This window comes from Curtobacterium sp. SL109, assembly GCF_026672405.1.
In the GTDB taxonomy this organism is placed as follows: domain Bacteria; phylum Actinomycetota; class Actinomycetes; order Actinomycetales; family Microbacteriaceae; genus Curtobacterium.
The window spans coordinates 1,735,595-1,760,242 of sequence record NZ_JAPPRB010000002.1; the positions used below are offsets into that span (position 1 = coordinate 1,735,595).

General features: G+C 71.8%; 20 protein-coding genes, 1 tRNA gene and 2 pseudogenes. 20 read left to right on the forward strand and 3 right to left on the reverse strand.

Annotated elements, in window-relative coordinates:
• Positions 1-29 precede the first annotated feature (29 nt).
• The 4 genes and pseudogenes from ileS (at position 30) to ndk (ending at position 5,686) form a co-directional block, all read left to right on the forward strand.
• Positions 30-3,284, forward strand: a pseudogene (gene ileS / locus OVA28_RS09765) (isoleucine--tRNA ligase).
• Positions 3,281-4,819, forward strand: a complete 1,539-nt coding sequence (locus OVA28_RS09770; RefSeq protein WP_268096792.1) for a bifunctional folylpolyglutamate synthase/dihydrofolate synthase — start codon at positions 3,281-3,283, stop codon at positions 4,817-4,819. The pseudogene ileS and the gene OVA28_RS09770 overlap by 4 nt, the downstream one beginning before the upstream one ends.
• Positions 4,816-5,232, forward strand: coding sequence for a DUF4233 domain-containing protein (locus OVA28_RS09775; protein WP_194660728.1), 417 nt, complete (start codon positions 4,816-4,818; stop codon positions 5,230-5,232). Before OVA28_RS09770 ends, OVA28_RS09775 begins: the two co-directional genes overlap by 4 nt.
• 34 nt (positions 5,233-5,266) lie before the next feature.
• Positions 5,267-5,686, forward strand: coding sequence for a nucleoside-diphosphate kinase (ndk, locus tag OVA28_RS09780; protein WP_194627893.1), 420 nt, complete (start codon positions 5,267-5,269; stop codon positions 5,684-5,686).
• 68 nt (positions 5,687-5,754) lie between these two features.
• Here the strand turns inward: ndk and OVA28_RS09785 are convergent, their stop codons facing one another.
• Complete coding sequence (locus tag OVA28_RS09785; RefSeq protein WP_268096793.1) at positions 5,755-6,621, reverse strand: DsbA family protein; 867 nt, start codon at positions 6,619-6,621, stop codon at positions 5,755-5,757.
• A 166-nt stretch (positions 6,622-6,787) separates the two neighbouring features.
• Entirely contained in the window at positions 6,788-7,387 is a 600-nt protein-coding gene (locus OVA28_RS09790; protein WP_268096794.1) for a vitamin K epoxide reductase family protein, read from the reverse strand.
• 328 nt (positions 7,388-7,715) lie between these two features.
• Here OVA28_RS09790 and OVA28_RS09795 point away from each other — a divergent pair.
• Both OVA28_RS09795 and OVA28_RS09800 read left to right on the forward strand, forming a co-directional pair.
• A pseudogene (locus tag OVA28_RS09795) lies at positions 7,716-10,833 on the forward strand (Rne/Rng family ribonuclease).
• A 2-nt stretch (positions 10,834-10,835) separates the two neighbouring features.
• Positions 10,836-11,630 (forward strand): hypothetical protein, encoded by a 795-nt coding sequence (locus OVA28_RS09800; RefSeq protein WP_268096795.1) that lies wholly within the window; start codon positions 10,836-10,838, stop codon positions 11,628-11,630.
• An 85-nt stretch (positions 11,631-11,715) separates the two neighbouring features.
• Here the strand turns inward: OVA28_RS09800 and OVA28_RS09805 are convergent, their stop codons facing one another.
• Positions 11,716-11,988: a DUF4031 domain-containing protein gene (locus OVA28_RS09805; RefSeq protein WP_194660732.1), complete on the reverse strand. Its 273-nt coding sequence runs from the start codon at positions 11,986-11,988 to the stop codon at positions 11,716-11,718.
• Between the two features lie 175 nt (positions 11,989-12,163).
• Between OVA28_RS09805 and rplU the strand changes: the two genes are divergently transcribed.
• The 14 genes from rplU (at position 12,164) to OVA28_RS09875 (ending at position 24,641) form a co-directional block, all read left to right on the forward strand.
• Entirely contained in the window at positions 12,164-12,472 is a 309-nt protein-coding gene (gene rplU / locus OVA28_RS09810) for a 50S ribosomal protein L21 (protein ID WP_071274205.1), read from the forward strand.
• A gap of 14 nt (positions 12,473-12,486) precedes the next feature.
• The gene (gene rpmA / locus OVA28_RS09815; RefSeq protein WP_071274202.1) at positions 12,487-12,747 is read left to right on the forward strand and encodes a 50S ribosomal protein L27; all 261 of its coding nucleotides are present in this window, start codon (positions 12,487-12,489) and stop codon (positions 12,745-12,747) included.
• Between the two features lie 117 nt (positions 12,748-12,864).
• The gene (obgE, locus tag OVA28_RS09820) at positions 12,865-14,382 is read left to right on the forward strand and encodes a GTPase ObgE (protein ID WP_268096797.1); all 1,518 of its coding nucleotides are present in this window, start codon (positions 12,865-12,867) and stop codon (positions 14,380-14,382) included.
• A gap of 7 nt (positions 14,383-14,389) precedes the next feature.
• Entirely contained in the window at positions 14,390-15,199 is an 810-nt protein-coding gene (gene proB / locus OVA28_RS09825; RefSeq protein ID WP_268096798.1) for a glutamate 5-kinase, read from the forward strand.
• 92 nt (positions 15,200-15,291) lie between these two features.
• Complete coding sequence (locus OVA28_RS09830; protein WP_268096799.1) at positions 15,292-16,557, forward strand: glutamate-5-semialdehyde dehydrogenase; 1,266 nt, start codon at positions 15,292-15,294, stop codon at positions 16,555-16,557.
• Positions 16,558-16,598: 41 nt separating this feature from the next.
• Positions 16,599-16,799 (forward strand): hypothetical protein, encoded by a 201-nt coding sequence (locus OVA28_RS09835; protein WP_071274190.1) that lies wholly within the window; start codon positions 16,599-16,601, stop codon positions 16,797-16,799.
• Between the two features lie 11 nt (positions 16,800-16,810).
• The gene (gene nadD, locus OVA28_RS09840; RefSeq protein WP_268096800.1) at positions 16,811-17,410 is read left to right on the forward strand and encodes a nicotinate-nucleotide adenylyltransferase; all 600 of its coding nucleotides are present in this window, start codon (positions 16,811-16,813) and stop codon (positions 17,408-17,410) included.
• Positions 17,407-18,924 carry a hypothetical protein gene (locus tag OVA28_RS09845; RefSeq protein ID WP_268096801.1) on the forward strand — a complete coding sequence of 506 codons (1,518 nt, stop codon included), beginning with the start codon at positions 17,407-17,409 and terminating at the stop codon, positions 18,922-18,924. The genes nadD and OVA28_RS09845 overlap by 4 nt, the downstream gene beginning before the upstream one ends.
• Positions 18,925-19,044: 120 nt before the next feature.
• Positions 19,045-19,440, forward strand: a complete 396-nt coding sequence (rsfS, locus tag OVA28_RS09850; RefSeq protein ID WP_194660738.1) for a ribosome silencing factor — start codon at positions 19,045-19,047, stop codon at positions 19,438-19,440.
• Between the two features lie 108 nt (positions 19,441-19,548).
• A tRNA-Ala gene (locus OVA28_RS09855) sits at positions 19,549-19,621 on the forward strand.
• 97 nt (positions 19,622-19,718) lie between these two features.
• Positions 19,719-20,642 carry an aldose 1-epimerase family protein gene (locus OVA28_RS09860; protein ID WP_268096802.1) on the forward strand — a complete coding sequence of 308 codons (924 nt, stop codon included), beginning with the start codon at positions 19,719-19,721 and terminating at the stop codon, positions 20,640-20,642.
• Positions 20,621-22,117, forward strand: a complete 1,497-nt coding sequence (locus tag OVA28_RS09865) for an anthranilate synthase component I family protein (RefSeq protein ID WP_268096803.1) — start codon at positions 20,621-20,623, stop codon at positions 22,115-22,117. The genes OVA28_RS09860 and OVA28_RS09865 overlap by 22 nt, the downstream gene beginning before the upstream one ends.
• A 65-nt stretch (positions 22,118-22,182) precedes the next feature.
• A complete protein-coding gene (locus OVA28_RS09870; protein ID WP_194660741.1) occupies positions 22,183-23,022 on the forward strand; it encodes a hypothetical protein in 840 nt (279 codons plus the stop codon).
• Positions 23,019-24,641: a DNA polymerase Y family protein gene (locus OVA28_RS09875; protein WP_268096804.1), complete on the forward strand. Its 1,623-nt coding sequence runs from the start codon at positions 23,019-23,021 to the stop codon at positions 24,639-24,641. The genes OVA28_RS09870 and OVA28_RS09875 overlap by 4 nt, the downstream gene beginning before the upstream one ends.
• Positions 24,642-24,648: the final 7 nt, after the last annotated feature.

Genomic DNA, 24,648 nt, shown 5'->3' on the forward strand with positions numbered 1-24,648 from the left:
GGAGACGAACCGAACCCACAGGAGCCCCCGTGCGTTACCCGCTCACCTCGAACACCGACGGCGTCACCCCGTCGCCCTCCTTCCCCGCCGTCGAGCAGGGGATCCTCGCCTTCTGGAAGGGCGACGACACCTTCCGCGCGTCGATCGAGGCCCGCTCCGGCTGCGACGAGTGGGTGTTCTACGACGGCCCGCCCTTCGCGAACGGCCTGCCGCACTACGGGCACCTGCTGACCGGCTACGCCAAGGACGTCTTCCCGCGCTACCAGACCATGCGCGGCAAGCAGGTGCACCGCCGCTTCGGCTGGGACACGCACGGGCTCCCCGCTGAGCTCGAGGCCATGCGCCAGCTCGGCATCACCGAGAAGCACGAGATCGACACCATGGGCGTCGACGTCTTCAACGCCGCGGCGCGGAAGTCGGTGCTGCAGTACACCGACGAGTGGCAGCAGTACGTCACCCGCCAGGCGCGCTGGGTCGACTTCGAGGACGACTACAAGACCCTCGACGTCACCTACATGGAGAGCGTCCTGTGGGCGTGGAAGCAGCTCTGGGACAAGGGCCTGGCGTACGAGGGCTTCCGGGTCCTGCCGTACTGCTGGAACGACCAGACCCCGCTGTCGAACCACGAGCTGCGCATGGACGACGACGTCTACCAGATGCGCCAGGACCAGTCCGTGACGGTGTCCTTCCCGCTGCAGGGGACGCGCGCTTCCGAGCTCGGTCTGGACGGCGTGCGGGCACTCGCCTGGACGACGACCCCGTGGACGCTCCCGACGAACGCGGCTCTGGCAGTCGGTCCGGCGGTCGCGTACGTGGTGCTGCCCGCTGGGCCGGGAGGCTCCGCTGACGGTGGCGTCGCCGGTGCGGTCTCGTACCTGCTGGCGTCCGACACCGTGGCCGCCTACGCGAAGGACCTCGGCTACGAGACGGCCGAGGCCGCTGTCGCGGCCGTCACCCGCGAGCTGCAGGGCAGCGAGCTCGACGGCGTCGAGTACGAGCGCCTGTTCGACTTCCTCAGCGACACCGAGGGCATGGAGAACGGCTGGAAGGTCCTGGTCGCGGACTACGTCGAGACGGGTGAGGGCACGGGCATCGTGCACCAGGCCCCGGCGTACGGCGCCGACGACCAGGAGGTCTGTGCCGCCGCCGGCATCCCCGTGGTGCTCTCCCTCGACGAGGGCGGCGTCTTCACGTCGCAGTTCGGCGAGGTCGCAGGCATGCTGTGGTCGGACGCGAACAAGCCGTTGACCAAGGCCGTGCGCGACGCCGGACGGCTCCTCCGCCAGGCGTCCTACGAGCACAGCTACCCGCACTGCTGGCGCTGCCGCAAGCCCCTCATCTACAAGGCCGTCTCGTCGTGGTTCGTCCGCGTCACCGAGATCCGCGACCGGATGGGCGAGCTGAACCAGGACATCACCTGGGTGCCGGACAACGTCAAGGACGGCCAGTTCGGCAAGTGGGTCGGCAACGCCATCGACTGGTCGGTCTCCCGCAACCGCTACTTCGGCACGCCGATCCCGGTGTGGGTGTCCGACGACCCGGCGTACCCGCGGCAGGACGTCTACGGCTCGCTGGCGGACATCGAGCGTGACTTCGGCCGCCTGCCGGTGGACGCCGAGGGCAACGTCGACCTGCACCGCCCGTTCATCGACGACCTGACCCGCCCGAACCCCGACGACCCCACGGGGAACTCGACCATGCGCCGGATCACCGACGTGTTCGACGTCTGGTTCGACTCCGGGTCGATGCCGTACGCCCAGGTGCACTACCCGTTCGAGAACCGCGAGTGGTTCGACAGCCACAGCCCCGCCGACTTCATCGTCGAGTACATCGGGCAGACCCGCGGCTGGTTCTACGTCATGCACGCGCTCTCCACCGCGCTGTTCGACCGACCGGCGTTCACGAACGTCATCAGCCACGGCATCGTCCTCGGGTCCGACGGCCAGAAGATGTCGAAGTCGCTCCGCAACTACCCCGACGTCTCCGAGGTCTTCGACCGCGACGGCGCCGACGCGATGCGCTGGTTCCTGATGTCCTCGTCGGTGATCCGCGGCGGCAACCTCGTCGTCACCGAGGAGGGGATCCGCCAGGGCGTCCGCGAGTTCCTGTTGCCGTTCTGGTCGACGTACTACTTCTTCACGCTGTACTCGAACGCCTCCGGAGCGTCCGGGTACCAGGCCTCGCGCCGCACGGACTCGACCGACGTCCTCGACCGGTACCTGCTCGCGAAGACCCGCGTGCTCGTCACCGACGTCACGACGCACCTCGACGCCCTCGACACCCCGCTCGCAGCGCAGGCCATCCGCGACTTCGCCGACGTGCTGACGAACTGGTACGTCCGTCGTTCGCGCGACAAGTTCTGGCTCGGGGCCGAGTCGTCGTCCTCGGCGAAGGACGCCTTCGACACGCTCTTCACGGTGCTCGAGACCCTCGCCCGGGTCGCGGCCCCGCTGGCGCCCCTGGTGTCGGAGGAGATCTGGAAGGGCCTGACCGGCGGTCGCAGCGTGCACCTGACCGACTGGCCGGACGCCGCCGAGTTCCCCGCCGACGACGCCCTCGTCACGGCGATGGACCGCGTGCGCGACGTCGCGTCGAAGGGCCTCGCGCTCCGCAAGGCGACGGGCAAGCGCGTTCGCCTGCCGCTCGCCACGCTGACGCTCGTTCTGCCGGACAGCGACGCCGTCTAGCCGTCCACGGACATCCTCCGCGCCGAGCTCAACGTCAATCGTGTCGTGCTCGAGGCCCAGGCCGAGGAGTCGCTGGCCCAGTACGGCATCGAGCGCAAGCTCACCGTCAACGCCCGCGCCGCCGGCCCCCGCATCGGCAAGGCCGTGCAGCAGGTCATCCCCGCCGCCAAGAAGGGCGACTGGGTGGCGACGGACGCCGGCGTCACCGTCGGTGGCATCGACCTCGTCGAGGGCGAGTACACGCTCGACCTCACCGTCGCCGACGCCGCCACCGCGGTCGCGTTCCTCGACGGCGGCGGGTTCGTGGTGCTCGACACCGTGACCACGCCCGAGCTCGAGTCCGAGGGGCTCGCCCGCGACGTCGTCCGTGCCGTGCAGCAGGCCCGTCGTGACGCCGACCTCGACGTCAGCGACCGCATCGTCCTGACGCTCGGCGCCGACACGGTGGCCGCGGACGCCGTCCGGACCCACCAGGACCTCATCGCGGGGGAGACCCTCGCAACGACCATCGACGTGGTGGAGACCACGTTCGCCGACGGCGAGGGCACCGTCGTCGGTGACGGTGCCAAGGTGTCCGTGGAGGTGGCACGCGCATGAGCGACAGCAACCACGACCAGCACGACGACGGTCACGACGACGAGATCCGCTACGACGCCGACGGGATCGAGATCCCCGTCGGTCCGTCCGGCGACACCAGCCCGGCCGAGTCCGTGCCGTTCGGCGGGGACGACGAGGACGTCAAGCGCGTCGAGGCCGCCCTCTACGCCAGGATCGGCGAGCAGTCGCCCGAACACCGGCTGACCGCGACCCGGCGTGCCGTCGAGCTCCTCGGCGACCCGCACCTGGCGTACCCGGTCGTGCACGTCACCGGGACCAACGGCAAGACGTCGACCGCCCGGATGGCCGAGAGCATCGTCCGCGCGCACGGGCTACGCACCGGACTCATGACGAGCCCGCACCTGGTCTCCATCCGGGAGCGCATCGTCATCGACGGCGAACCCATCGCGGCCGACCGTCTCGTCGAGAACTGGGACGACATCACCCCGATCCTCGAGATGACCGACGCCGAGCTCACCGCCAAGGGCGAGCTCCCGCTGACGTTCTTCGAGGCCCTGACGGTGCTCGCCCTGGCGTGCTTCGCCGAGGCGCCCGTCGACGTCGCCGTGATCGAGGTCGGCATGGGCGGCGAGTGGGACTCCACCAACGTCGTGCAGAGCCAGGTGCAGGTCTTCACCCCGATCGCCATCGACCACGCCAAGCAGCTCGGCACCACGGTCGCCGAGATCGCCCGCACGAAGTCCGGGATCATCAAGCCGTCCTCGGCGGTCGTGTCGAGTGCGCAGGTGCCCGAGGCGCTCGCCGAACTCGAGCGGGCCGCCGAGCTCACCGAGTCGTCCCTGGCGGTCGAGGGCACGGTGGGCCCCTTCGAGCCGGTACCTGACCGTCGCGAAGCGGCGGACAGGCCGAGCTCGCAGGGATTCAGCGTGCTGGACGTCACGCCGGCCGTCGGTGGCCAGCTCATCACCGTGCAGGGCATCGCCGGCCGCTACGACGACCTGTTCCTGCCGCTGTTCGGCGCACACCAGGCCCACAACGCCGCGGTCGCCATCGCCGCGGTCGAGTCGTTCATCGGGCGGGGGTCGCAGCCGCTCGACCAGGACGTCCTCAGCGAGGGCCTCGCCGGCGCCACCAGCCCCGGCCGTCTGCAGCCGATCGCCCAGGGACCGACCGTCGTGGTCGACGCCGCACACAACCCGCACGGCGCGAAGGCCCTGGCCGAAGCGCTGCCGATCGCGTTCCCCTCCGGGCACGTCGTCGGCGTGGTCGGCATCCTCGCCGACAAGGACGCCCGCGGGTTCGTCCGGGCGCTCCGCGACACCGTGCAGACGTTCGTCGTGACGCAGCCGCCGGGGGAGCGTGCGCTCGACGCCGACGCCTTCGCGCGGATCGTGGTGGACGAGGTCGGCGGTGACCACGTCGTCGTCGAGCCCGTGCTCGCGCAGGCCCTGCAGGAGGCCCGCGACCTGGCGGACGAGGACGACGCCGACGACGCCATGGTGCTCGTCGCCGGGTCCATCGTCATGGTGGGTGCCGTGATGGACCTGGTCCACCGGGAAGGGGGGTCGAAGTGACGGACGCAGGGGGAGCCTCCCGGCCGGGTCGGCAGCCGCGCACGCGGCGACCGCGACGCGACCGCGGAGCCCAGGAGAGCCTGCTCTCCATCACGCTCGTGCTCGAGGCGATCATGTTCTTCTTCCCGATGCTCGTCGTGTTCGGCAAACACACGCTGCCGCCCGGACTGGCCTTCGGTGGCGGTCTCGCCGCCATCGTCGTGCTCGCGCTGGCGTCGCGTCTGACCGGCAGTCGTGCCGGTGTATGGTTCGGGTGGCTGCTCCAGGCAGCCATCCTCGCGACCGGTTTCATCGAGCCGTTCATGTTCGCGGTGGGCGTGGTGTTCCTGGCACTGTGGGTGTTCTGCTTCGCCAAGGGCGCGCAGCTCGACCGCCAGAACGCCGCTGCACGACGTGCCGCCGCCGAGGACTGATCCCATCCACCCCCGAACTCCAGGGAGCACCGCTGTGTCCGACTTCGAAGAGACCCTCGTCCTCGTCAAGCCCGACGGCGTCGCCCGCCAGCTCACCGGTGAGGTCCTGCGCCGCATCGAGGCCAAGGGCTACGAGATCGTCGACCTCAAGATGCTGACCGCCCCGCGTGACCTCCTCGACGCGCACTACGAGGAGCACCAGGGCAAGCCGTTCTTCGAGCCGCTCGTCGAGTTCATGCAGTCCGGCCCGGTCGTCGCCGTGCGCGTCGCCGGCAACGGCGTCATCGCGGGCTTCCGCTCGCTCGCCGGCACCACCGACCCGACCTCGGCGGCGCCCGGCACCATCCGTGGCGACCTCGGTCGTGACTGGGGCCTGAAGGTGCAGCAGAACCTGGTGCACGGCTCCGACAGCGCCGAGTCCGCCGCGCGCGAGCTGGGCCTCTGGTTCTCCTGACACGTCGCACACCCACGAACGACGACGGCCCCCGCACTCAGTGAGTGCGGGGGCCGTCGTCGTGTGGGCTACTTGGTCGAGCCACCGTTCTGCTCGACGAACGCGGCGAAGGAGTCGGTGTCGCTCCAGGCGCTGGTGTTGTCGGCGTTGTACTGCTTGCCGTTGACGATGACCGTCGGCGTGCCGGTGAGCTTCGGGATGTCCGAGTTCGCGAGCGGCTGGGTGAGCACGCGGTCCGTGGCGTCGGCGACCCAGTTCGCGAAGCGCTGGTCCGTGATGCAGGACTCGACGTCCTTGTTCGTGGCGCCGGCGTCCTTCGCGATGTCCGCGAGCTTCTGGTTCGTCAGGCCGCGGGTGCTCTCCGAGGGCTGGTTGGCGTAGAAGGCCGAGTTGACGTCGAGGAACGCGTCGGGGTCGTAGTTCGCGACGCAGGCGGCAGCGGCGGCGGCACGGGTCGAGTACTTCGAGCCGAGCGAGACGCGGTCGAGCAGGTTGAACGGGTGGATCTCGAGCGTGGCCGAGCCGTCCTGCACCCACTTCTTGATCTGCGGCATGTTGCCGGTCTCGAACTGGTTGCAGACGGGGCACATGTAGTCCTCGTACACCGTGATGTTGGCGACCGACTCGTCCTGCTTGGTGGCGGTCGGCTTGCCCTTCTCAGGGATCGCCTTCGTCTCCACGGGGACGATCTTGCCGTTCTGCCCCTGCAGCACGATGCCGTCGCTCGCCATGTTCTTCGGACCGGGGCCCGCCGGCTGCACCGAGTTCGCGATGACCAGCACCACGACCGCGACGACGGCGAGGCCGGCGAGGATGATGCCGCTGATCGTCAGCGTGCGGTTGCGGCGCTTGCGGGCCTTGTCCTTCGCGCGCTGGGCGGCGGCGCGCTCGCGGGCCGCGTTCCTGCGAGCCTTCTTGCTCTCGTTGTCGCTCATCGGGAACGAGCGTAACGGCTGCCGACGCGCCGACGGGGCGTCCTGGCTGAGAAGAGTCCAGGAATAAGGTGACACGTCACCGAGTTCGCCCCGGGCTGGGCGACATCCGACGGCGCCGTCCGCGTCGGCGTCCGCGTCCGCGACCGCGTCAGCGTCGGCGTCCGCGTCACAGGAACGACAGGACCGTGGGGAACTTGATCAGGATCGTGACCACGATGAAGAGGTAGTTCGCCAGGGGGAACGCCCAGCAGAACGGCAGCAGGGCCTTCCCGACGCGACGGCCGCCAGTGCCGAACGTGCCCCGGGACAGGTTCCAGATGGTGAACACCCAGAACATCGGGATCGTCATCGCCCACACGAGCATGCACCAGGGGCAGAGCGCGCCGATGAACCAGACGGTCTGCGTGAAGAGCCACGTGACGAACACCCACGCCAGGAACACCCCGGCGTTGAACGCGGTCCAGAACCACCTGGTGCCGCGGAACCCGGCGAGCAGCACCACGCCGACGGCGATCGGTGCCACGAAGCCCATCACGCCGATCAGCGGGTTGGGGAAGCCGAGCAGGTGCCCCTGCGCACTCGTCATGACGTCCGAGCAGTTCACGAACGGGCTCACGTCACACGAGAGCACTGCCTTCGGGTTCTCGTACTTCGCGAACTCGTCGAGGACCAGGCGGAACGCCGCGTAGAGCGCGACGACACCGGTGACGAGCAGGAGGATCGCGATCGCGACGGGACGACGGGTGGTGGGTGCTGTCGTGGTCACGGCGTCATCATGACACGGCCCTCCGACCGTTCTCCGTCGTCGCGTGCGACAATGACAGTCGTCGCACGGCCGATCCGTGTGACGACGAGAGCTTTCCGGGCGACAGCCCGGACGAACAAGGCACGGTGACAGCGTGCCGTGACCGGACGACGCGTCACTTCCGACGCCGGACCGGGTGGGGCCGGGTGCTCCGCTCGGGCGGACACGAGATGTCGACGCCGGACGGTCACTGACCAGCGAGTGCGGGTGGCGTGGCCGCCGCCCGCCACAACCACAGAGTTCCCGCCACCCGACAGGGTCAGCGCGGGGTCGAGGAGTGCACCAGTCCATGGTGGAGCAGAGCGAACACAACGCGAACGACAACAACGACGACGCACCGAAGCGACGGGGCCGCCTGTTCGGCGGACGCCGCGCCCGGTCGGGGCAGCAGACCGCCGGGGGTGTCCCGACGTCCACCGACGCCGTCGAGACCACCGGGTCTCCCGAGCCGAGCGTGCCGGAGCCGACCGCGGCGGAGACGACCGAGCCGGTCGTGACCGACTCCGTCTCGGTGCAGGTCGACGTCCAGACCGGCGCGACCGCGGTCGCCCACGACGTCAGCACCCTCACCGGTGACCTGCCCGTCGTGGGCGCCGAGGCGGTCGCCGCCCAGGCGGCCGACGCCGAGGTCGCCGCGGTGGCCGAGGCCGCCGGTGCGGACGACGCACCCGAGACCGCCGTGGCCGACGCCGCGGCGCTGGCGGACGAGCTGGCGACGCCGCCCCAGCAGACCGACACGGCGCAGACCGACACCGCGCAGGTCGCCCCCGCGACGACCACCGACGCTGCGGCGACGGCGTCCACCACGGCCGCCGCCCGCAACGCGCTCCGCTGGTCCGACGAGGACGGCGACGCCGAGACCGACGACGACACCCCGACGGACTCCCACGCGGACGCTCCGGCGACCGACGAGACCGCCGAGCCCGCGACCCCCGCGGTCGAGGCCCCGAAGGCCACGTCCACCCTCAGCCTGATCTTCCACGCCCCGGTCCTGCCGGAGCTCCCCGTCCGTGGCGCCCGGTCCGACCGTGACGACCGCTGGGACGAGGACGATGACCAGGAGTCGGGCAGCCGTCGTCGCACCCGTCGTCGTGGCAGCAGCGCCGACCGTGAGCCCCGCGAGCCGCGCGACCACCAGGAGCCCCGCCGCCGCGAGGTCGAGTACATCACCGAGCCCCAGAAGGTGAAGGGCTCCACGCGTCTCGAGGCCAAGAAGCAGCGTCGCCGCGACGGCCGTGACGCCGGCCGTCGTCGCCAGGTCGTGACCGAGGACGAGTTCCTCGCCCGGCGCGAGAGCGTCGACCGCCAGATGATCGTCCGCTCCAGCGCGGAGAAGATCGAGATCGGCGTGATCGAGGACAACGTCCTCGCCGAGCACTACGTCACCAAGTCGCACAACGTGTCGCTCATCGGCAACGTCTACCTCGGCAAGGTGCAGAACGTCCTCCCCTCGATGGAGGCCGCCTTCGTCGACATCGGGCGCGGCCGCAACGCCGTGCTCTACGCCGGTGAGGTCGACTGGAACTCCGTCGAGACCGGCAACCACGGCCGCCGCATCGAGGCAGCGCTCAAGCCGGGTGACAAGGTCCTCGTGCAGGTCACGAAGGACCCGGTCGGCCACAAGGGCGCCCGCCTGACCAGCCAGGTCTCGCTGCCCGGTCGCTACCTCGTCTACGTGCCGAACGGTTCGATGAACGGCATCTCGCGGAAGCTCCCGGACACCGAGCGCGCCCGCCTGAAGAAGATCCTCAAGGCGGTCCTGCCCGAGCACGCCGGCGTCATCGTCCGCACCGCGGCCGAGGGTGCCACCGAGGAGCAGCTGACGCGCGACGTCCAGCGCCTCACCGCGCAGTGGGAGGCCATCCAGAAGAAGGTCGCGGTCGGCCAGGCGCCGGTCATGCTCCACTCGGAGCCCGACCTGCTCGTGAAGATCGTCCGCGACGTCTTCAACGAGGACTTCACGAAGCTCATCATCGACGGCGACGCGGCCCGCGAGACCATCGAGGAGTACCTCGACGCCGTCGCGCCCGAACCTCAAGGACCGCGTCGAGCTGTACGACGGCCCGGACTCGTTCGAGGAGCACCGCCTCAACGAGCAGGTCGAGAAGGCCCTCGACCGCAAGGTCTGGCTGCCCTCGGGCGGTTCGCTCGTCATCGACCGCACCGAGGCCATGACCGTGGTCGACGTCAACACGGGCAAGTTCGTCGGCTCCGGGGGCAACCTCGAGGAGACCGTCACGAAGAACAACCTCGAGGCCGCCGAGGAGATCGTCCGCCAGCTCCGGCTGCGCGACATCGGCGGGATCATCGTCGTCGACTTCATCGACATGGTGCTCGAGTCGAACCGCGACCTCGTGCTGCGTCGTCTCGTCGAGTGCCTCAGCCGCGACCGCACGAAGCACCAGGTGGCCGAGGTCACCTCGCTCGGCCTCGTGCAGATGACCCGCAAGAAGATCGGTGTTGGCCTGCGCGAGTCCCTCGACGAGGTCAACGCGAAGGTCAACGACAACAACGCCGACCCCGGCCCCTCCAAGGGACGTCGCAAGGGTCGTGGCAACGGCTCCGAGGGCACGTCCTCGGCCGGCGGCAACACGCGTGGCAACGGCAACGGCAACGGCAACGGGCACGGCAACGGGTCCGGGTCGAACGGTCCCGGCGGCGAGCAGAAGCCGTCGCAGGCGCACCAGATCACGGAGGACGTGAAGCACGCGCTCTCCCGGATCGCCGCGTCGACGATCGGCCACGAGGAGCCGGCCGCGTCGCCGACCACGCCCGAGTCGTCGTCGTCTCCGGCCTCGGCGCCCGCCGCGCCCGCAGCATCGGCCGCGTCGGCAGCCCCCGCAGCCACCGACGCCCCCGAGGCGTCGACCGAGGGCGGCCCCAAGCGCCGCCGTCGTCGCGGTGGTCGTGCCAGCTCCGAGCAGAGCGCCCCGGCCTCGACCGACGGTGTCCTGACGCTGCCGGCACCCGCCGCTGCCACTGCCGCCCCGGCGATCGCTCCGACCGAGCGCACCGCCGAGACGACCGCGGCCCCGGCCACGCAGGTCACGGCCACGCCGGTCACGTCCGCTCCGGACACGACCGCACCGGCTGCGTCCGCACCGGAGCAGCCGACCCAGCCGACCACGCCGCCGGCTCGTCGTCGGGCGTCCTCGTCCGCCACGGTCACCCCGGCGGACACGACGGTCGCCATCCTCGACATCCCCGTCGCGGTGACGAAGCGCGAGCCCCGCAAGGCGCCCGACGCGGACTCGCTCCTCGACTCCGTCCTGCAGGCGCTCCCGGAGCCGAAGCAGCCCGGGCAGGGTCGGTCCCGGTCGCGCCGTGTCTCGTCGGGAAGCATCAGCGCCCCGGCGACGACCGACGGTGACGCCTCCGACGACGGCACCGTGATCCTGGGGAGCTGAGCGTGAGCACCCCCGAGCGCCGCCCGCAACCGGACGACCGCGGGTACTACGGCGCCGGGTGGCAGCAGCAGCAGCAGCAGTACCAGCAGCAGCAGCAGCAGCACGGCGGCGGACCGGCCGGCGGCGGGTTCCTCCCGCCCCGGCCGCCCCGGCGTGCGGGGGACCCGACCAGGGCCTTCGCGCCCGGTGCCTCCGGTGCCGCGGTCGCGGGCGCGGCCATCGCGGTGGTCGGGGTGCTCGCGGTCCAGGCGCTGTCCGGTCTGCTCGGGATGATCGGCACGAGCCTGTACGTCGGCCCGTTCAGTTCCTACGGCGGTCACAACGTCGTGCTGAGCTTCGCCACCGCCGTCTTCCTGACGCCGTTCCCGTTCTACGCGGGCGCCTTCCTGGCGCTGGCGTTCCTCACGCCGATCACGCGGCGCAGCCCGCTCCCCGTCGTCCTGCTCCGCGCGGTCCTCGGCGGTGCGGCCGGCACGCTGGCCCTGGCACTCGTCGGGGTCGTCACGGGGGCGTACGGCGCGGTCGACGCGGGCCCCAGGCGCCTGCTGACGGACGTCCTGACGTCGCCGCTGCAGCGCGGTATGCCGCTGACCGCGATGCTCCTGGCCGCAGCCACGGTGGCGTGGCTCTGGCTCGGCCGTCCCCGAAGTCGTACCGGCCGCCCGACCTCCGGCACGCCCGGCACGGTGCGGCCGGCGGACGCGGTCCCGCCGGCGACCGTGCAGCCACAGCAGCAGCCCACCCAGCAGTGGGCACCCCCGCAGCAGCAGTGGGGACCACCGCCGCCGGGTCGCTGACCCGACCGGCCCTGGTCAGGGCACCCACCGGACAGGAGGCTCGTGGCGACCCCGCCACGGGCCTCCTGTCCGGTCCTGGGGCGGCTCAGAAGCCGCGCTTGTCCCGCTGGGCGACCCGGAGACCGCTCCGGATGAGGCGCAGCACCAGCTCGCGCCCGGTCACCGGGGTCGCGCCGAGGGCGACGAGTTCGTCGTAGCGCGCCTGGGGCACGTCGTAGTGGTCGTGGTCGAAGGCCCGGCGTGGCACACCGGCACGTGCTGCGAAGTCGTGGAGCTCCGCGTACGATAGGTCACTGACGAGGTGCGACCACACGGTTTCGTGGGCGGGCCACGTCGGTGGGTCGATCAACACGGTCACGTGTCCATGCTAGGCGCGTGTCGGCGTTTGACCGGACCCATGCCCATCGAGTACGCTCGATCCCTGGTGTCAACGGGCCGTTCTGCCTGTGTCGCCGGCCACCGGTTCCGCCGGTGGTCGCGCAGGAACAGACACCCGAGACTTCCCTCAAGCAGAGTTACGTAAGGATTTCCACGTGGTTTACGCAGTAGTGCGCGCCGGCGGCCGTCAGGAGAAGGTCGAGGTCGGCACGATCCTCACCATCGATCGCAAGAAGGCCGATGACCAGGGCAACATCGAGCTCGCGCCCGTGCTCCTCGTGGACGGTGACACCATCACCTCCGCCGCGACCGACCTGGCGAAGGTGACCGTCACCGCCGAGGTGCTCGAGGACCTCCGCGGCAAGAAGGTCATCATCCAGAAGTTCAAGAACAAGACCGGTTACAAGAAGCGCCAGGGCTTCCGCGCGGACCTCACGCGCGTCAAGGTCACGAAGATCGCGTAAGGCGGGAGCAGACAATGGCACACAAGAAGGGTGCGAGTTCCACTCGCAACGGTCGCGACTCGAACGCACAGCGCCTCGGCGTGAAGCGCTTCGGTGGCGAGGTCGTCAACGCCGGTGAGATCATCGTCCGCCAGCGTGGGACGCACTTCCACCCGGGCGCGAACGTCGGCCGCGGTGGCGACGACACGCTGTTCGCCCTGGCCGCTGGCTCGGTCGAGTTCGGCACCAAGGGTGGCCGCAAGGTCATCAACATCGTCGACGCCGTGAGCGTCTGACGACACAGTTCTCTGGATGAGGGGCGGGCCGCGTGCCTGCCCCTCATTCGTGTTTCGACGGCCCCGGCCGTCACTGGCGGCTCCGGTCGCCTCTGGTCTACGGAGAGTGAACAACCGATGGCGACGTTCGTCGACGACGTGATCCTGCACCTCAGCGCGGGGAACGGCGGCAACGGATGCGTGTCCGTTCGTCGCGAGAAGTTCAAGCCACTGGCTGGTCCCGACGGCGGCAACGGCGGTGACGGCGGTGACATCGTGCTCGTCGCCGACCCGCAGGTCACCACGCTGCTCGGCTACCACCGCTCGCCGCACCGTTCCAGCCGCAACGGCCAGCCGGGCATGGGCGACATGCGCAGCGGGATCAGCGGTGACGAGCTCGAGCTCCCCGTGCCCGTCGGCACCGTGGTCTACGACGAGTCCGGCGAGGTGCTCGCGGACATGACCGAACCGGGCATGCGCATCGTCGTCGCCCAGGGCGGTCAGGGCGGTCTCGGCAACGCCGCGCTCGCCACGACGAAGCGCAAGGCCCCCGGGTTCGCGCTCCTCGGCACCGACGGCGAGGCCAGCGACGTGCGCCTCGAGCTCAAGACGATCGCCGACGTCGCCCTGGTCGGGTACCCGAGTGCCGGCAAGTCCTCGCTCATCGCCGCCGTCTCCGCTGCCAAGCCGAAGATCGCGGACTACCCCTTCACCACGCTGACCCCGAACCTCGGCGTCGTCGAGTCCGGCGAGGTCCGCTTCACGGTCGCCGACGTCCCCGGGCTCATCGAGGGTGCATCCGAGGGCAAGGGCCTCGGCCTCGAGTTCCTCCGCCACGTCGAGCGGTGCGAGGTCCTGCTGCACGTCATCGACTGCGCCACCCTCGACCCCGGCCGTGACCCGATCAGCGACCTCGACGTCCTGCTCCGCGAACTCGAGCGCTACCCGGTGCCCGAGGGCCAGCTGCCGCTGCTCGAGCGCCCGCAGCTCATCGCGCTCAACAAGATCGACGTCCCCGACGCCGCCGAGCTGGCCGCGTTCGTGACCCCCGAGCTCGAGGCCCGCGGCTACCGCGTCTTCCCGATCTCCACCGCGTCGCACCAGGGCCTCCGCGAGCTGAGCTTCGCCCTGGGCGGCATCGTCGAGCAGGCCCGTCTCGCCAAGGCGGCCGAGCCGGTCCCGGAGCGCATCGCGATCCGCCCGAAGGCCGTCGACGCCAAGGGCGGCTTCACCGTCCGTGCCGAAGGCGGCGAGGAGCACCGCTTCTACCGCGTCCGCGGGTCGAAGCCGGAGCGCTGGGTGCAGCAGACCGACTTCACCAACGAGGAGGCGATCGGCTACCTGGCCGACCGGCTCGCCAAGCTCGGTGTCGAGGACGGCCTGTTCAAGGCCGGGGCCGTCGCCGGCTCCACCGTCGTCATCGGTGGCGACGGCGGCATGATCTTCGACTGGGAGCCGACCCTGACGTCGACCGCGGAGCTCATCACGAGCGCCCGTGGCACCGACGCCCGTCTCGACCAGTCCGGTCGGCAGACGAGCAACGAACGTCGACAGAACTACTACGAGCGGATGGACGCCAAGGCCGCCGCGCGTGCCGAGCTCGAGCAGGAGCGCAAGTCCGGCATGTGGGCCGACGACGAGGACGAGCAGGACTGACCACCGCATGACCGACACGACCTCCCTCGGCCCCGTCCGCCGGCGCGCTGACCTCCCGCGCGCCCGGCGGATCGTGGTCAAGGTCGGGTCGTCGTCGGTCTCGGGCGACGCCGCCGGCCAGATCGGGTCGCTCGTCGACGCCCTCGCCACCGCGTACGGCCACGGGACCGAGGTCGTCCTGGTGTCGTCCGGTGCCATCGCGACGGGCTTCCCGTTCCTCGGGCTCGAGGGCCGGCCGGACGACCTCGCCACGCAGCAGGCAGCCGCGGCCACCGGCCAGAACGTCCTGATGTTCCGGTACCAGCAGCAGCTGGACCGGCACGGTGTCGTCGCGGCACAGATCCTGCTGACCGCCGGGGACCTGCAGAACCCCACGCACCGCGTCAACGCGCAGCGGGCGATCGACCGGCTGCTCGCGCTGCGCGTGCTGCCGATCGTCAACGAGAACGACACCGTCGCCACCCACGAGATCCGCTTCGGCGACAACGACCGGCTCGCGGCGCTGGTGGCGCGGCTGCTCGGGGCCGACGCCCTCGTGCTGCTCTCCGACGTCGAGGCCCTGTACACGAAGCCGCCCGAGCAGCCCGGGGCCGAGCGCATCGACGAGGTGCCGTTCGGGGACGAGCTCGCCGGGGTCACGTTCGGGACCATCGGCGCGGCCGGGGTCGGCACCGGGGGAGCGGGCACGAAGGTCGCGGCGGCACGACTGGCGGCCGAGGCGGGCACCGCGGTGCTCGTGACCGCGACGTCCCTGGTCGACCGGGCCCTGGCGGGGGAGCACGTCGGCACCTGGTTCCACGCGGGGCCGCGGGGCTGACGCTGTCGGTCCGCGGCTGCCGCCGTCACGCGGGTGGTGCCGGTCGCTGACTGCCGCCGTCACGCGGGTGGTGCCGGTCCTAGAATCGACCCATGTCGCTGACCGCCCCCGCTCCGACCCTCACCGACAAGCTGGTGGCGGCCCGCGCCGCGGCCGGGACCCTCGCGACGGCCACCACCGCCGTCAAGGACGCCGCGCTCCTGGCCATCGCCCGGGCGGTCCGCACGGCCACCGACGACATCGTGGCGGCGAACCACCTCGACCTCGTCGCGGGTGAGGACGGCGGACTCGCCGGGGGACTCCTCGACCGGCTCCGACTCGACCCGGTCCGGATCGACGCGCTCGCAGCGGCCGTCGAACACGTCGTCGGGCTCACCGACCCCGTCGGCCAGTCCGTCCGGGGATCGGTGCTGCCGAACGGTCTGCAGCTCAGCCAGGTCCGCGTGCCGTTCGGCGTCGTCGGCGCGATCTACGAGGCCCGTCCGAACGTGACGGTCGACATCGCGAGCCTGGCGCTGAAGAGCGGCAACGCCGTCGTCCTGCGCGGGGGATCGGCAGCGGAACGCACGAACGCGGTGCTCGTCGGGGTGCTGCAGGACGCGGTCGAGTCCGTCGGGCTCCCGCGCGCGCTGGTCCAGACGATCGACGAGTTCGGCCGGGCCGGGGCGACCGAGCTGATGCGGGCCAGGGGGCTCGTCGACGTGCTCATCCCGCGGGGCAGCGCCTCGCTCATCCAGACGGTGGTCACCGAGTCGCAGGTCCCCGTGATCGAGACCGGTGCCGGGGTCGTGCACGTCTTCCTCGACGAGTCCGCGCCCCTGGCACGGTCCGTCGACATCGTCCTCAACAGCAAGGTCCAGCGGCCCAGCGTCTGCAACGCGCTCGAGACCCTGCTCGTGCACCAGCGTGCCGCCGAACGGCTCCTGCCGACGCTGGCGGACCGGCTCCGCGCGGCCGGCGTCACCCTCCGCGGTGACGACGCGACCCGGGCGATCGTGCCCGGCGTCCTCCGCGCGACCGACGTCGACTGGGCGACCGAGTCGATGGACCTCGACCTGTCGATCCGGGTGGTGCCGGACGTCGACGCGGCCATGGCGCACATCGCGAAGTGGTCGACGCACCACACCGAGTCGATCGTGACGAACGACGTCGACACCGCCGAGCGCTTCCTGCAGGCCGTCGACTCGGCCGTGGTGATGGTCAACGCCTCGACGCGGTTCACCGACGGCGGCGAGTTCGGGTTCGGCGCCGAGGTCGGCATCTCGACGCAGAAGCTGCACGCGCGGGGGCCGATGGGGCTGCCGGAACTCACCAGCACGAAGTGGGTCGTGCGCGGACAGGGTCAGATCCGCGGCTAGACTGGCCCACAGTCTTCCTCGACCGATCGGAGCACCGCACCATGACCCTCCTCGCTGAAGCCGCCGAGAACGCCTCGTCGGTCCCTGCGTTCATCTTCCCGGTCGTGGCTGCTGCGTTCTTCGCCTTCCTCGGTTTCGTCACGTGGTCCTTCCGCGACATCGCGTACCGCCACTCGAACAAGTTCGAGGCCACCCGCACCCACGAGACCGGTGTGGACGAGTACGGCCACACCAAGATCTGACGCGCCGCTCCATGCTCGAGAGCTCGGGGCGGCCCCGCATCGGTGTGATGGGCGGCACGTTCGACCCCATCCACCACGGCCACCTCGTCGCGGCGTCCGAAGTCGCCAGGTCGTTCGACCTCGACGAAGTCGTCTTCGTCCCCACCGGACAGCCCTACATGAAGTCCGGGGTCACCGATGCGGAGCACCGCTACCTGATGACGGTCATCGCGACCGCGTCGAACCCGATGTTCACCGTCAGCCGCGTGGACATCGACCGTCCTGGCCCGACCTACACGGTCGACACCCTCCAGGACCTGCACGAACAACGCCCTGACGCGCAGCTCGTCTTCATCTCGGGCGCAGACGCCGTCCAGCAGATCGTCGACTGGAAAGACCACGATGGTCTGTGGGACCTGGCACACTTCGTCGCCGTCACCCGTCCCGGCCACAACCTGAGCATCACCGGGCTCCCCGAGCGTGACGTCAGTCTGCTCGAAGTCCCGGCGCTGGCGATATCCTCGACCGACTGTCGTGACCGGGTCCGACAGGGCAACCCTGTCTGGTACCTGGTTCCCGACGGTGTCGTCCAGTACATCACCAAGCACCACCTGTATCGGAGCGTTGCATGAGTCCGTCCGACGCGCAGCCGCCCCTGTCGCGGCGCCAGGCGCGCGAGCGAGAGCGCGCAGCCTCGGCCGGGGGCCAGCCCGTGACCCCGCCGCCGACCGTGGCCGCCCCCCAGCCCACCTCCGTCGACGGCGCACGCCGTCGACCGGGTTCCCATGTCGCGCCGGCGGCGCCCGGTCCCGCGCAGTCCGCCGGACCGGTCGTGCCGTCAGCGCCGACCTCGTCCGCCGGCGTGCCGGACCAGCCGCCAGCCTCCGCGACGGAGATCGTGCCGGGGTCGGGCGGTCTCACCCGCCGCCAGATCCGCCAGATGCGCGCTGCCGAGGGGCAGGCCACCGGCCCGGTCCCGCTGCGCAACCCGGCACCCCAGTCGTCCGACCGCACCGTGCAGGACGTGCTCGGCACGGTCGCCGAGCTGCAGGGCGACCAGGGCGGCACGACACCGCCGACCGCTCCTGCCGAGTTCGCCGGGGCGACCGCTCCCGCGTCCCCGACGCACGAGGACGATGCCGCCGCCCCGTCGACGCCCGCTCCCGCCCCGGCATCGCTCCCGGACCCCGCGGCCGAACCGTCGGACTGGCAGGAACCCTCCACCGAGACCACGCACCTCGAGGCAGCTGCGGTCGAGCAGGCCACCGCGGCCGACGGTTCGCCGGATGCGCTCGAACCCCTCGAGGAAGCCGCCGCGCACGCCGAGGAACCCCGACGCCACCGGTCGACCTGGGCGCCCCAGGCCGGCGACGCCCCGTCGGACGATGTCCCGTCCGTCGACGACCAGCGCGACGCGAGCACGGACCACGACACCGACGGTCCAGTCGAGTTGCCGACCGGCCTCCTGACGGACACCTCGGCAGCGCCGGAGCCCGCCGCGGCGACGCCCGGGGTGTTCCCGCTGTCCCTCGACGAGGACGACACCAACGAGGTACCGGTCCAGCACGACGACCGTCCCGCCTCAGCTGACGTGTCGGCGCAGCAGTCGGCTCCCGGGGTGGCCTTCATCCGCCCGCCCGAGCCGAAGCCGATGACGACCACGTTCGCCACGCCCGTCGGGCACTGGTCCACGCAGGCGCACGACTCGAACGACACCGAGGTCCACGACGAAGCGACCGGCATCCGTCGGGTCGCCGAGACGGGCTCGAACGCGATCATCCTGCCGAACTCGGCGCTGGCGGACCCCACGGGTGCGCTGAACGCGACGGGCGAGGTCATCCTGACCGGCTCGATCGACCTGCCGGCGTCCCTGTCCTCGACCGGGTCGCACCGGCCGATCGACGGCGCCGAGGTGGACCGACTGCTCGAGCAGCACGACGAGCAGCCCGAGACGGACGCCAGCCCCGTGCGGGCGAGCCGTGCGGTGTCGAGCCACACGTCGACGCGGCAGGTGGTCCTCGCGGCCGCCAAGCCGAAGGAGTCGCGGGTGCCGATGATCCTCGGCTTCACCGTCGGCGGCGTGTGTGTCGCTGCCGCCACCGTCATCGTCGTGGCGCTGGTCTCGACCAACTTCTTCGGGTCCTGACGTCCGCGTCCTCCCACTCGTGTCGACCCCCGCGGTCGACCACCCCGCGCCGCCGTCGGTGGCGTGGCTTATGATCGTGTCCCGTCCGGTGTCCTGCCGGATGACAACCGGAAGGACTCCGTGACCGCTTCCACCCGTGCTCTGGAACTCGTGCAGGTCGCCGCCGGCGCCGCCGACGCCAAGCAGGCCGAGGACCTCGTTGCCCTCGACGTGACCGGCCCGCTGCAGCTGACCGACGTGTTCCTCCTCGCCACCGGGCGCAACGAGCGCAACGTGATGGCCATCGCCGACGAGGTCGAGGACCGCATGCTGCAGGCCGGCGCCAAGACGCTCCGCCGCGAAGGCCGGAGCGAGGGCCGCTGGGTCCTCATCGACTTCGGCGACATCGTCGTGCACGTCTTCCACGAGGAAGACCGCCAGTACTACTCGCTCGAGCGCCTCTGGTCGGACTGCCCGACCATCCCGCTCGACGTCGTCACCGCGACCACCCCGGCGGAGACCCCGGCCGACGCCTGACGCCGACGCGCCCGGGGTGCCATCGCGATTTCGCTCCCCGGGTCGGCCATGGTGTACGCTTCACTGGTGCCTCGGGGGAACCCGGGGAACGCAGCAACACCGGATCATGGGTCTGTGGCGCAGCTGGTAGCGCACCTGCATGGCATGCAGGGGGTCAGGGGTTCGAGTCCCCTCAGATCCACCCACGAAGCCCCGCTCTCCTCACGGAGGGCGGGGCTTCACTCGTTCCGGGCCGACGTCCCCACTGGCGGATGCCGCCCGTTCGCTACGCTGAGCGCATGAGCAACGACGCCCCCCTCTCCGGCACGCAGCTGTCCATCGCCGCCGCCGGGTACACCGCCGAGATCGCCACCGTGGGAGCCACGCTCCGCGCACTCCGGCAGGGGGACCGCGACCTCGTCGTCCCGTTCGAGGCAGACCAGGTCCGCCCGGTGTTCCGCGGTGCCGTCCTCGCTCCGTGGCCGAACCGCGTGGTCGACGGGCGCTACACCTTCGACGGGCAGGACCACGAGCTCGCCCTCTCCGAACCGAAGCGCTCGCACGCCCTGCACGGTCTGGTCGCGTGGGTGGAATTCGCGGTCGGAGAGCACGAAGCGGACCGGGTCACCCTGACGACCACCGTCCCCGCGCAGGAGGGCTACCCCTTCCGCGTCGTCGTGGACGTGGAGTACCGCCTCGACGCCGAGGGCCTCCACACGACGGTGACCGGCACGAACACCGGCGACCGCCCGGCTCCGTGGGGGACGGGCCCGCACCCGTACCTCTCCGCGGGCGCCGGGAGTGTCGACGACTGGACGCTGGCCCTGCCCGCCGCCGAGGTGCTCGAGGTCACCGAGGACCGGCTGGTGCCGACGGAGCTCGTCCCCGTGCACGACGAGTTCGACCTCCGCACGGCGACGCTCATCGGGCCGCGGTTCATCGACCACGCCTTCACCGGCTTCGACCGCGACGCCGACGGCACCGCCGCGATCACCGTCACCGCCGCCGACGGGCACGGCGTCCGCGTGGCCTTCGGCCCGGAGTGCGGGTGGGCCCAGGTGCACACCGCCGACCACGTCGTGCCGGAGTACCACCGCTCGGGTCTCGCGGTCGAGCCGATGTCCTGCGCGCCCGACGCGTTCAACGCGGGCGAGGACCGTGGCCTGGTCGTGCTCGCCCCCGGCGCCGCACACGCGGCCGCATGGACGATCGCGGCCGTCTGAGGATCGAGTCCCGTCAGGTCGACGGGGTCGACCTGACGTCCCTCGTCCGATCGGAGGAGGGCGACCTCGTCTGGTTCGACTCCGCCCTGCCCGACGGTGCGCCCGAATCGGCAGCCGGCAGGGCACGGTGGTCCGTCGTCGCCCCGTGCGACGGCCCCTTCGCCGTCCGGTTCCGCCACCAGGCCCGGTCTGCCGTCATCGACGTCTCGGCACCGGCGCGGTCGTGGTTCGGCATCGACCGATCGGAGGACCGTCCCGCGTTCGCCGTCCTCGACGACCTGCTCGCCGCCACCCCGCACCTCGACGAACCCCTCGCCGGTCTCGGGTTCGCGCTCGGATGGGTCGGTTTCCTCGGCTACGAGCTCGGCCGCGAGTCCGGCGGCCCCGACCGGACCGCCGACGGCCACGCGGACGCCGACCTGCGGTTCGTCGACCGTGCCGTCGTCGTCCGGAACGACGGTGCGGCGTGGGCACTCGCCCTGGTGAGCGACGCCGAACCGGCAGCCAGCGCCGCCAACCGGGCATGGCTCGACACGGTGGCCGCCCCGGCACCGGTGGCCGACGTCGCGGACGTGCCCCCGAGCCTCCCGAGCGGGTCGGCGGCGACCGGACGCGTGTCGCGCGCCGCGTACGAGACCGCGGTCGACGCGTGCCGCGCCGAGATCCGCGAGGGGAACGCGTTCCAGGTCTGTCTCACCACCGCCTTCGCCCTGCCCACCGACGGGCAGGAGGCTCGGGTCGGTTCCGCCACGGACCCGCAGCTCGACGAGTACCTGCGGATGCGCGCGGCCGACCCGGTGCCGTTCGGGGCGTACCTGCGGCTCGGACCGCTGCGGGTGGCGAGCCGGTCGCCGGAGCGGTTCCTGCGGATCGACGCGGACGGCGGGGTGCTCGCCGAGCCGATCAAGGGGACGCGGCGACGGCTCGAGGACCCCGAGGCGGACGCGGCTGTCCGTGACGAACTGGCGGCGAGCGTCAAGGACCGCGCGGAGAACGTGATGATCGTCGACCTGTTGCGGAACGACCTGCTGCGGACGGCGACGCCCGGGTCGGTGCACGTCGATCGGCTGTGCGACGTCGAGACGTACGCGAGCGTGCACCAGATGGTGTCGACGATCGGTGCCGTGGTGCCGGAGGGGACCTCGCGGGCGGCGGTGGTGCGGGCGGCGTTCCCGCCCGGGTCCATGACCGGTGCGCCCAAGATCAGTGCGATGGCCATCTCCGACCGGTTGGAGGATGTGCCACGCGGGGTGTACTCGGGCGCGATCGGGTACTTCTCGGCGAGCGGTGCAGCGGATCTGTCGGTGGCCATCCGGACACTGGTGACGGTGGTCCGTGCGGACGGCGTGCGGTCACGGACGCTCGGAGCCGGTGGCGCGGTGACCTGGTCCTCGGTCGCGCAGGACGAGGCAGACGAGGTCGAGACGAAGACCCGCTCGGTCCTGGGGAGCGTGGGGGCGTCGACGTCCTGGTGAACTGATCGAACGGGTGTTCGACCCGGTGTCCACGAATGTCGGACGCGATTGACATCATCGAACACATGTTCGAATATGAGGGCATGCAGACGGCGACGGCACTCCGTTCGCCCGGGGACCGCGCTGAGCGCCCCGGGCGTCGTGACGCTGCCGTCAGCGGTGCCGGCGGTGCCGCCGACCACCTCCGGGACGCCCGCGCGGCGCTCGACCGGATCACGTCGCTGCGGTCGCGGGTCAACGACATGGAGTCCACCCGCGTCGACACGGCGGGGCTCCCCACGGCGGCGGCGTTGGAGCCCCTGCTGCCCGGGGGAGCCATCCGGGTCGGCGGCACCTACGCGGTGCCCGAGTCCGTGCTGCTCGCGATGACCATGCTGCAGGCGGCCTCCGCCGCGGGGGCGTGGTGTGCGGTCGTCGGGGTGCCGTCCTTCGGGATCGAAGCCGCGGCGGCGGCCGGGATCGACCTGGAACGCCTCGTGCTCGTGCCCGACCCGGGCGACCAGTGGCTCGCCGTGACCGCGGCGATGGCCGACGTCGCGCAGATCGTCCTGACCCGTCCGCTCGGTCGGGTCGTGCCCGGTGACGTGGCGCGGCTGTCCGCCCGGCTGCGACAGCGCGGGGGTGCGCTCGTCGCCCTCGGGTCGTGGCCAGGCGCCGACGTCACGCTGCGGGTCACGTCGTCCACGTGGTCGGGGATCGGACAGGGGCACGGCCACCTGACGGAGCGTCGGGCCACGGTGACGGCGACCGGGCGTGCCGGTGCGGTGCGGCCGCTCAGTGCCGAACTGCTGCTGCCGGCGGCCGACGGCGTGGTCAGGACCGCGACGCCGATGCCGGTGGCGCTGCCCGGGGGCGGCGAGCACGGTGTGCGCGGCGACCTGCGGCCGGTGGCGGTGGCGTCGTGATCGGGCAGCAGCGCGTCCGTGTCGACGCGATCGTCCGTGGCGGCGGGGCCCTGCCCGAGCCCCCACCCACCAGGACCATCGTGCTCTGGTGCCCGGACTGGCCCGTCATCGCCGCTGCCCGGGCAGCCGGAGCGCCGCCGGAGCAGCCCTTCGCGGTGGTGTCGAAGGGCCTGGTGTACGCGAGTTCGGCGTCCGCGCGGCAGCACGGGGTCGTCCGGGGGCTCCGACTGCGGGAAGCCCAGGCACGCTGCACGGACCTCGTCGTGCAGTCCTACGACGACGCCCTCGACCACCGTGCGTTCGAGCCGGTCATCCGGGCCGTGGAGGCAGCGGTGCCCGGGGTCGAGGTCCTGTGCCCCGGCACGCTCGCGCTGCGGTCCCGTGGTCCGGCGCGCTACTACGGCGGTGAGCGCGCCGCGGCGGCCACGCTCGCCGGGATCGCCGCCGACCACGGTGCGCCCGGGGTCCGTGCCGGCGTCGCGGACACCCCGTTCGCGGCGGAACAGGCTGCCAGGGCCCGTCCGGTCCGGCCGGGGGAACGGGTGCGCATCGTGCCGGTCGACGGCTCGTCCGACTTCCTGGCGCCGCTGCCGCTCGGGGTGCTGGGCGACGCCGACCTGGCGTCGGTGCTCGACCGCCTCGGGATCACCACGCTCGGGGCGTTCGCCGCACTGCGTGACGAACAGGTGCGCGACCGGTTCGGGCTCGCCGGGGCGTTCCTGCACCGGCTGGCGGGCGGTCGCGACCCGCGCGAGATCTCCGCGCGCGAGATCCCGCCGGAGCTCCGCACCGAGGCCTCCTTCGAACCGGCACTCGACCGCGCCGACCAGATCGCGTTCGCGTTCCGCCGGTCGGCCGACGACTTCGCCGCCCGGCTGCGCGCCGCTGGGCTCGTCGCAACGACCATCCGCGTGGGGATCCTCGACGAGCGGGACATCCTGCTCGAGCGCACGTGGACCCATCCCCGGTGGTTCGACGCCGCCGACGTGGTCGACCGGGTGCGCTGGCAGCTCGCCGGCGGAGTCGACCCCACCGGGCTCGAAGCGCCGGTCACGTCGGTGGTCCTCGAACCGGTCGCCGTCGACGACATGGCGAACCACGAGCGCGGGCTGTGGGGGTCGGGGCCGGACGAGCGGGTCCACCACGGGCTCGCCCGTGTGCAGGGCATGGTCGGACACGACGGCGTGGTGACCCCGCGCATCGGCGGTGGGCGCACCCTGTCCGAGCGGATGGTGCTCGTGCCGTGGGGTGACGCGCCACCCGCCGACCTCGGCGCCGTGCGGGACCGTCCCTGGCCTGGCAAGCTCCCGGGCCCGCCCCCGGCCACGGTCCTCGAGCGTCCCCGTCCCGTGGACGTCGTCACGGTCGACGGCGGCAGCGTGGACGTCGACGACCGCGGTGTGCTCTCGGGGACGCCCGGCCGGTTCCGGGCCGAGGGCGACCGCGGCGGGGGCTTCGGCGCGGTGACCGCGTGGGCCGGTCCCTGGCCGCTCGTCGTGCGCTGGTGGGACGCCGGCGGTCGGCGCCTGCACCGGCTGCAGCTCGTCGACGCCGAGGGGCGGGCCTGGTACCTGGTCCTCGCGGACCACCGCTGGTGGGCAGAGGCGGTCGCCACGTGAACAGGAG

Bases quoted from the DNA above. Each gene is read 5' to 3' on its own strand.
- rpmA (WP_071274202.1), top strand. From the start codon at position 12,487: ATGGCACACAAGAAGGGTGCGAGTTCCACTCGCAACGGTCGCGACTCG.
- OVA28_RS09770 (WP_268096792.1), top strand. From the start codon at position 3,281: ATGAGCGACAGCAACCACGACCAGCACGACGACGGTCACGACGACGAG.
- OVA28_RS09830 (WP_268096799.1), top strand. From the start codon at position 15,292: ATGTCGCTGACCGCCCCCGCTCCGACCCTCACCGACAAGCTGGTGGCG.
- proB (WP_268096798.1), top strand. From the start codon at position 14,390: ATGACCGACACGACCTCCCTCGGCCCCGTCCGCCGGCGCGCTGACCTC.
- obgE (WP_268096797.1), top strand. From the start codon at position 12,865: ATGGCGACGTTCGTCGACGACGTGATCCTGCACCTCAGCGCGGGGAAC.
- OVA28_RS09870 (WP_194660741.1), top strand. From the start codon at position 22,183: ATGTTCGAATATGAGGGCATGCAGACGGCGACGGCACTCCGTTCGCCC.
- OVA28_RS09835 (WP_071274190.1), top strand. From the start codon at position 16,599: ATGACCCTCCTCGCTGAAGCCGCCGAGAACGCCTCGTCGGTCCCTGCG.
- OVA28_RS09865 (WP_268096803.1), top strand. From the start codon at position 20,621: ATGGACGATCGCGGCCGTCTGAGGATCGAGTCCCGTCAGGTCGACGGG.
- OVA28_RS09785 (WP_268096793.1), bottom strand. From the start codon at position 6,621: ATGAGCGACAACGAGAGCAAGAAGGCTCGCAGGAACGCGGCCCGCGAG.
- nadD (WP_268096800.1), top strand. From the start codon at position 16,811: ATGCTCGAGAGCTCGGGGCGGCCCCGCATCGGTGTGATGGGCGGCACG.
- OVA28_RS09845 (WP_268096801.1), top strand. From the start codon at position 17,407: ATGAGTCCGTCCGACGCGCAGCCGCCCCTGTCGCGGCGCCAGGCGCGC.
- OVA28_RS09860 (WP_268096802.1), top strand. From the start codon at position 19,719: ATGAGCAACGACGCCCCCCTCTCCGGCACGCAGCTGTCCATCGCCGCC.